4 protein-coding genes are annotated in these 8043 nt (G+C 70.4%); all 4 read right to left on the bottom strand.

Features of this window, described 5'->3' with window-relative positions; translation table 11 throughout:
• Positions 1–146: 146 nt before the first annotated feature.
• Positions 147–4733 (bottom strand): FtsK/SpoIIIE domain-containing protein, encoded by a 4587-nt coding sequence (locus ACLKM7_RS19020; protein ID WP_436448873.1) that lies wholly within the window; start codon positions 4731–4733, stop codon positions 147–149.
• Between the two features lie 27 nt (positions 4734–4760).
• Positions 4761–6179: an RDD family protein gene (locus tag ACLKM7_RS19015; RefSeq protein ID WP_436448872.1), complete on the bottom strand. Its 1419-nt coding sequence runs from the start codon at positions 6177–6179 to the stop codon at positions 4761–4763.
• Positions 6180–6300: 121 nt separating this feature from the next.
• Positions 6301–6963, bottom strand: coding sequence for a hypothetical protein (locus ACLKM7_RS19010; RefSeq protein WP_436448871.1), 663 nt, complete (start codon positions 6961–6963; stop codon positions 6301–6303).
• A partial coding sequence (locus tag ACLKM7_RS19005) for an alpha/beta hydrolase (RefSeq protein ID WP_436448870.1) occupies positions 6960–8043 on the bottom strand: 1084 nt, incomplete at its 5' end. The genes ACLKM7_RS19005 and ACLKM7_RS19010, both read right to left, overlap by 4 nt.

Below are 8043 nucleotides of genomic sequence, written 5' to 3'. Positions count from 1 at the left end.
CCATACGAAGCACCGAAATCGGCCATCGTCAACTCCCTCACTCAGAAACACGACCCACCCCGGGCCGACACCAGAAACCTAACGCGACGCCCTACCGCCCGGCGATGGGGACCATTCCCCATGGCCGGGTGCACGGGGTTCGCGCCTCATGCGCTGGGAACGTCGACGGTTGCGGCGTCGGCGTTCGGAGCCAGGCCGGATGCCGCAGCCGCCGTCACCGCCGGCGCGACGGGCAGCGTGCCCGCCTCGACGAGCGGCATCTGCACCGTGACCTGCCGGCCCGCCTGCACGAAGATCCCGCGGCCCTCCGGGAAGTCGGCGCGCTTGACCTTGGGGAACGGCACCTTGAAGACCGCGTCGCCGTCGAAGGCGTCCGGCTTGAGGATGATGCCCTTCCGGCCGCCCTTGAAGTCGCCGATGAGACCGAACCCGCTGGTGACCTGCGTCACATCGGCGTCACCGATCAGCAGATGGTCGCTGCGGTTCACCGCCTGGAGCAGCGCCTTGAGCGGGCGCTCGGCCGGCGAGTCCGCGAACTGCGGCACGTCCTCGATGACGATCAGCAGGCGAGCGCCGATCGTCTCGTCGGTGACGAGCTCGGCGAGCTCGGTGGCAAGCTCCTTCGCGTCGTCCACTGTCGTGGCGCTGCGCATCCACGGCGCGAACTCCTTCAACTGCGAGCGGCGTCCGCCCAGGTGGAAGAGCCGCACCGTCGGGTCGAAGCGCACCATCGAGGTGATCAGCGCCTTCATCGCGGTGGTCTTGCCCGACTGCGGCGGACCCGCCACGACGAACGTGCCGACCGGGTCGAAATCGCGCGGAGCCAGCGTGTCTTCGGCGACGCCGAGCACCGGGAACTCTCCGATGCGGTCGGGGAGCGTGCCCCACGCCAGGCGAGTGGGCAGCGAGCCGATCTCGTCGACCTCGCGTGCGCCGAGGGACCGGAGCTCCTCCGCCCATTGCGCGAGCAGCTTCGTCTGCTCGGCCACGTTCGGTGTGCCGCCGAGCACGGCGATCTGGGTCTCGAATCCGTCGACGATGGCGCGGCCGGGCGCCGACCGCTCGTCGAGGACGTCCTTCGGCGCGTTCAGCAGGGAGTACGCATTCTCGTCGGAGAGGCGCAGGATGACGCGGCGCGACACGTTGGAGCTGACCGCCGTCGGCACTGAGCCTGAGCGGTCGGCCGTCGCGACGACGTGCACACCCAGGGGACGCCCCTCGCCGAGGATCCGCATGAACGCCTGATAGAACGGCATCCGGGCGGTGGTGGACTCCCACTCGGCGCGGAACTGCGGCAGTCCGTCCAGGAGCAGGATGATGCGAGCCTCGTCACGGCCGGTCAGCTCGCGGTACTCCGCGACGCTCGACGCGTTGGCGGCGCTGAACCGCTTGCCGCGGTCGTCCAGCACCCGCGCGAGCGAGCGCATGATGCGCTGCACGCGTTCGGCGTCGTCGCCGGGGATGATCGATCCGACGTGCGGGAGCACTTCGAGGCTCTTGAGCGATCCCGAGCCGAAGTCGAGGCCGTACACGGCGACGTTCTCGGCACGGCGACCCATCGCCGCCGAGATCGCGACGGTGCGCAGCACCGTCGACTTGCCCGAGCCGCTCGTGCCGTAGACCAGCAGCGACCCGTCGCGGTCGGGCTCGAAGTACACCGCCTCCTGGAGCTGCCGTTCGGGAATGTCGCTCTTGCCGAGCAGGATCGACCCGGAGCGGCCAGCCGAGAGCGCGCGGACGTCGACCGTCGTCTCGAGGTCGTCCAGCCACGGACGGCGGGGTGCCGGGATCCGGGCCTGCTGCGCCGCAGCGATCAGGGTCGCCACGATCCGCTTCTGGTCGTTGGGGCCAGGATCGACGTCGTGCGCGGCATCCTCCCCCTTGTCTTCCAGCTCCCACCGCTGCACCGAGCCGAACCGCAGCTCGGCGACGCTCACATCGGCCGCGACCGGCTCGTCGCTGCTCCAGCCGCCCGCGTAGGCGGACTGGAACGGCACCAGGCGGCCCGGGCCGGTCTTGGCGATGCCGCGGCCGGGGATGCTGGGATCGAAGCTCGCGGCGACCGGGTCGTCGACCACGTCCTTCGAGTCGGACTCGTCGGCCATGCGCAGCGCGACGCGCAGGTTCGTATTGGCGCGCAGGTTGTCTTTGATGACTCCCGCGGGGCGCTGCGTCGCCATGATGAGGTGGATGCCGAGGGACCGGCCTCGCTGTGCGATGTCGACGACGCCGTCCACGAACTCGGGCACCTCGCCCGCCAAGGCGGCGAACTCGTCGATGACCAGCACGAGAGCCGGAGGAGTGTCGGGGTCGCGCCGCTTCTCGAGCTCGAGCAGGTCCTTGGCCTTCTTGCGGTTGAACAGGTGCTCGCGGTAGTGCAGCTCGGCACGCAGGCTTGTGAGCGCTCGACGGACGAGGTGCGGACTGAGGTCGGTCACGAGGCCGACGGTGTGCGGCAGTCCGACGCAGTCGGCGAACGCGGAGCCGCCCTTGTAGTCGACGAACAGGAACGTCACGCGGTCGGGGCTATGCGCCGCCGCCATGCCGAGCACCCACGCCTGCAGGAACTCGGACTTGCCGGCGCCCGTCGTGCCGCCCACGAGGGCGTGAGGGCCCTGGGTCCGCAGGTCGAGCGCCATGGCGTCCGTCGCGCCCTGCCCGACGATCGCGCGCAGCGTTCCGGCCTTCTTGAGCCGCGGCAGGGCGGCGCCGGAGCGGTCGAGGATCGTGTTGTTCTCGCGCCAGCGCTCGACCGCGAACGACGGGTCGGCAGCCATCTCGGTGCCCACCAGCGAGAGGAACATCACCGAATTGGGGATGTCGGACGAGTCCTCGATCACGGTGCTCGAGTCGGCGACGGGCGCGAGGCGCTTGCACAGCACCGACATGAGCTCGTTCGAGACGCCCTCCACGACCGTCACCGGGTAGTCGACGCCGCTGCGGACGGTGCCCGCACGGGCGGATTCGAGCCCGCCTGAGACATCGACGAAGCTGCGGCAGACGGCCGGGAGTGCCTCGACGACCGGAGCCACGAAGATCCCGTAGACACCGACATCGGCACCGCGCTCGAGCACCTGAGTCAGCCGCGCGCGATCCACCGGCGCGTCAGAGGTCACGATCACCAGCACGGCGGTCTGGCCGGGGAAGCTGGCATCCTCGGCGGCTCGGCGCACGTCGGTGCCGTAGCGCATCGGGTCCCAGTCGTCGTCGAGTGGCAGGCGCGGCGATGACGCTGCCTTGGACCGCCGCATCACGAGCTCTTCGAGCCCCGACAGCAGTGCGGCCCCCGTGGAGGCGGAGTCCGACAGCGGCATGTCGCGGAACGGGCTGCGCTCGCTCGTGGTGTGGGGCAGCCACTTGAGCCATTCGAGCTGTCGTGCCCACTGCGGCTCGGTGAGCGCCACGGCGACGAGCTCGTTGGGCGAGTGCAGGCCGAACAGCTGCACGCTGAGCCCGCGCAGGGCATCGGCCGCCTCGCGCGGCGGACCGGCCACGCCGATGACACCCACGCTCTGCAGCGATTCGAGCACCGGGACGCCGTCGATCATGCGGTATCGCTCGCGCAGTCGTTCGACGCGATCCACATACTCCTGCAGGGCGTCAGGGTTGTCGGACTGCTTCACCGTCGTGCGCGACGGCGCCTCGGACGTGCCCAGGCGCACCGACAGGAAGTTCCAGTGCTCGGGACGACGGGTCCACAGCATCGGCCCCAAGCGCATGGCCTGCTCGAAGACGACCGCGACCGGCGGCACCTCGGCGTTGCGCACCTCGCGTTCGCGGGGCCGCTCGCGGTACAGGGTCTCTTCGAGCTCCTCGAACGTGCGCTCGAAGACCTCCGCCTCCTGCTTGGCCCGCTGCCCCACCTGCGTGCGCTGCGAGATGAAGTTGCCCAGGAGCATGAGCGGCGACAGCAGCACCACCAGCAGCGAGCGCGGGTTGTTGGTCATCGCGAAGATCGAGACGCCGAGGATGATCGGTGCGACCAGCATCGGCCACGGGAACAGGCGGCTGACCGGCTCCTTCGGCATCCGCGGCTCAGCGAGCTCGTCGCCGACGTAACGCGACTCGACGCGCGGGCTGCGGTTGAACAGCAGCGTGCCGCCGCGCTCGAGCACCGGGTCCGGATCGGCGGGTGCGTAGTCCTGCACCATGTGGACGACGAGCTCGGTGTCGCCGAGGGCGAATCGCTGGCCCGGGATCACCCGCAGGCGCTGCACGAGGCCGCCGTCGACGACGATGCCGTTGGCGGAGTTGAGGTCGACGAGCTCGACGGTGGCGCCCACCTCGATGCGGGCGTGACGCTTCGAGATGAGGGGGTCGTCCAGGACGATGTCGTTGCCCGCGGCCCGGCCGATCGTGAAGTGGCCGCGCGGCAGCTGGAACTCGCGGCCTGCGAAGGGCCCCGCGACCGCGTAGAGGATCGCCGCGGCGGGCGCGCCGGCACGCCGGGACGAGACGTAGTCGGCACCGAGGTTGACCACCGAGGCGACGAAGCCCGAGCCGACCGGGGCGTCGCTGATGAGCATGTCGGGCTCGAGCAGCTGGAACGCCGACGAGGTCGGAGGCGCCACACGGAGAGTGAGCACATCCTGCGCGGAGGCGGCGACCTCGCGGGCAGGGTCCGCCTCGACGATGCGACGAGCGACGTCCTGCACCGTCGCCGTGGTGTCGGAGGTGACGACGATGTCGGTGTGCTTCTCGTCGCGACGCTGGAGCGTCAGTTTGAGTCTCATCTACGTGTCCTCGTACCGATCCCGGCGTCAGCCGATGCGGATGCGTGCGTGGCGGTCACCGAGGCGAATCGTATCGCCGGTGCGCAGTGCCACCTGTTCGTGGGGTCCGAGCGTCCGCTCGGAACCGTCGCGCAGCAGGGAGCTGCCGTTGGTCGACCCGAGGTCGATGGCGACGACCGCGGTGCCCGACCGCATGATCGCCAGATGCGTCTTCGACACCGACTTCGTCGGGTCGGTGATCGCGGCGAGTGCGAGTGCCGGACCGCCCGGGATCAGCGCCGGATCGCGACCGATCAGGACGCCGGGACCTTCGACGCGGACCTCCTCGCCGTTGTCGAGGGTCAGGACGACGCCCGGTGTCGAGGGCCGTGAAGCCGCTTGCGGTGTCGAGGCCTGCGGGGTCGCGGGGGCGGGAGCGGATGCGGGAGCCGGAATGCGCCGCGCGGGAGCAGGCGCAGGAGCGGCAGCCTGGGCGGCTGAAGCCGCCGGCGCTGCGGCATCCGCCTCCTCATCCGGGAGCAGCCGCGGTGGAACCCACGCCGAGCCACCGCTGACGGGTGCCACAGGAGCGGCGGTGGGGTTCTGCGACGCGGGCGACGCGAGAGGAGCGGATGCCACGGGCCCCTGGGGCGTCGCGGGAGCGGAGGTGGGACCGACCGCGGCGGGGGCGTAGGCGGCGCTCTCGTCGGCCGACGCACCTTCACCGCGGGCGGCGCCCAGGACTCCCCCGCTGCTACGCGAGGTCGGGATGTAGGCCATCGCACCGCGCTCGTCGGCGGGCGTCGCGAGCGACGGCAGCTCGCTGCGGACATCCGCGAGATCGGTGGCGACGGTCTTGCGGGCGATGCGCATGCGCTTGGCGTCGTACGGGTTGAGGCCCTCGCGGACGTCGACGAACCATGTGGCGCCGGTGAGGTCGGGCCACCCGCGTCCTCGATTCTCACCGTCGAAGAAAGGGGACAGCGCGATCACCAGGAGCGGCCCGATCAGCGGGACCGCGAAGCTCGCCCACAGCACCAGGGCACGAACGACGGCGCCGCGCCAGAATCCGGGTCGCTCGAGCGTGCGGACGTTGACGGAGCGGATCCCGGTGATCGCCTTGCCGAGGGTGACCCCCCGGCGTCCGTGCAGCGCGAGCTGGGTGATGACGAAGGCTGTGCTCAGCACAGTGGAGACGGCAGCGAGCACGACGATCAGCACGAGATCACCGCCGCCCAGAACCGTCCCGCTGGGCGCCGCCGCGAGGGCGATCAGCCCGGGCAGGACTCCGATGAGCATCGGCAGCTGCAGCATGACGTACACCGCGGCCTCGATGGTCGCAGCGAGCGCGCGGCGGCCGAACGGCGCCGGTACGAGCCCGAGCGACGCGGCGTACTCCGGCCGGGCACGGCCGTTCTCGTCGAGGCCCTCGATGCGATGAGACGCCTCGTCAATCTCCCAGATCACCGATCCTCCTGATGCAAACTCCGCATCGACCCTAACCTGACCCGCGGCATGGGCCTGTTGCGGCGACGTCACGGCGAAGCTACCGGTGAGGGCGGGGGTGGGAACCGCGGATCGCGGCGCGTCAAGGCGTCGGCGAGGGCGACGGCAGGAACTGCGGATCGCCCGGCGTGATGCCGAAGAACAGCGGATCGGACGGAGACTCCCGCTGCGGAAGATAGCCCTCGGCCAGACGGGCGTCTCCGAACAGCATGTCTCCGAGCTCGAGATGGTCGCCGGGGTGACATGCGGTATCGGCGAGCACGAGTATGTTGCCGTTGTTCACGAACGTCACGGTGAGGAGCGAGAAGAGCCCCTGCTCCCGGACGATCACGTCGCTCGAGGTGACCTCGCCCGACCCGAGGTCCATCCCCTCCACCTCGTACCCGGCATCGGTGAGGTAGTCGGCGACCTCCTGGCGCAGCCGGTCCTGCTCGGCCGGGTCGACCGTCGTGCTGCGCGTGAGGCCGAAGTTCCACCCGTCGCCGCACCCGGTGCTCGACGGCACCATCCCGTACGCTCCGCTCTCGCCCACCTCCCACGGCCCGTCGTGGATCACCGCGAGCAGGCCGTTGACGAACTCGCGGTACTCGAAGTACACCTCCTCCGCCTGTGCGTACAGCTCGTCACTGGTCGGTTGGGCCACGGGGCCACCTCCGCATCCTGTCAGGATCGATACTGCGAGCAGCACGGTCGCCGCGAGTACAGCCTTCGCGCCGCGCCGGGCCCGCGCCACTCCACTGCTCACGGCAGCACCTCTCCGTTGGCGACGATGTTGGCAATGTTACGGAACGACTCCGAGTCCGGCGAAAGGTAGCCGTTGTCCTGCTCCCACCAGCCCCACAGTGTGTTGCCGCCGTCGTGACTGGCGTGGCCCGGCGTTCCGGCGACGGGCTCCGGCGTGCCCTCCAGGGAGGGCGCCGTCCCACCGTCGCTCTCGAAGCTCGTTGCCCCGTCGATCGACTCGGGGTCGGTGCCGTGCCCGAAGGAGCTCCATTCCCCGTAGCGCGCGACGCCGTCCCCCGGGGCGCGGGAGGCGAAGACCTCCACGCCGGAGTAGTCCATCGGCGCGTCCCCGGTCCACGAGGCGTGATAACCGTCGGGGACGCCCGCCGAGCCCACCGCGACGAGACGATCGACTCCGAGATCGGTCGAGGCGCCGCCGACCGCGAGGAACGCCGTCGTACTGCCGTAGGAGTGCCCGATCACCGAGGTCGTGACCGACGACGACACCCCCTGGTCGAGCCCCCGCAGCGTCTCGCTGAGGCGCGCCGCACCTTCGGTGGCGCTTCCCATGGTGTGCTCGGTGAGCAGGTTGGGCGAGTCGTAGCCGTACCACGCGATCGTGATCGAGCCCGTGCCCGCGCCGCCGTACGCCTCGGCGTACGTGTTCAGATTCCGGGCGCTGTCGCCCCACGCCTCGAGGTCGCCGAGCCCGGAGAACATCCCGCCGACGAGCACGTTGACGTTGGTCACGTCGGCGAATGGATCGATGATCTTCCCCGCGTCGTCCCGGCGCACACCGTAGACCACGGCTCCGGTGGCCTGAGGCTGCTCGAACGGGTGGAACATCAGCAGCTCACCGCTCCATCGGTTCATCTCGACGCCGAGCTGCCGCAATTGCCCGTCGAGCGGTTCCCCGTACGGTCCGGCCGCGATCGTCTGGTCGTACGCGGTGCGGTTCGCCTCGAACCGCACCGCGTACGGCACGCCTTCGAGGTTGCCGATGAACTCTGGGCGTGTGCGCAACAGATCAGCGCGCTCGTCATCGGTCAGACCGGCCCAGACCGCCGCCACGTCGGCGGGTGAGTCGGCGCTCGCGAGCGCC

Source organism: Microbacterium sp. I2 (assembly GCF_051364985.1).
Taxonomy (GTDB): domain Bacteria; phylum Actinomycetota; class Actinomycetes; order Actinomycetales; family Microbacteriaceae; genus Microbacterium.
This window is presented reverse-complemented; position numbering and strand designations above follow the sequence as displayed.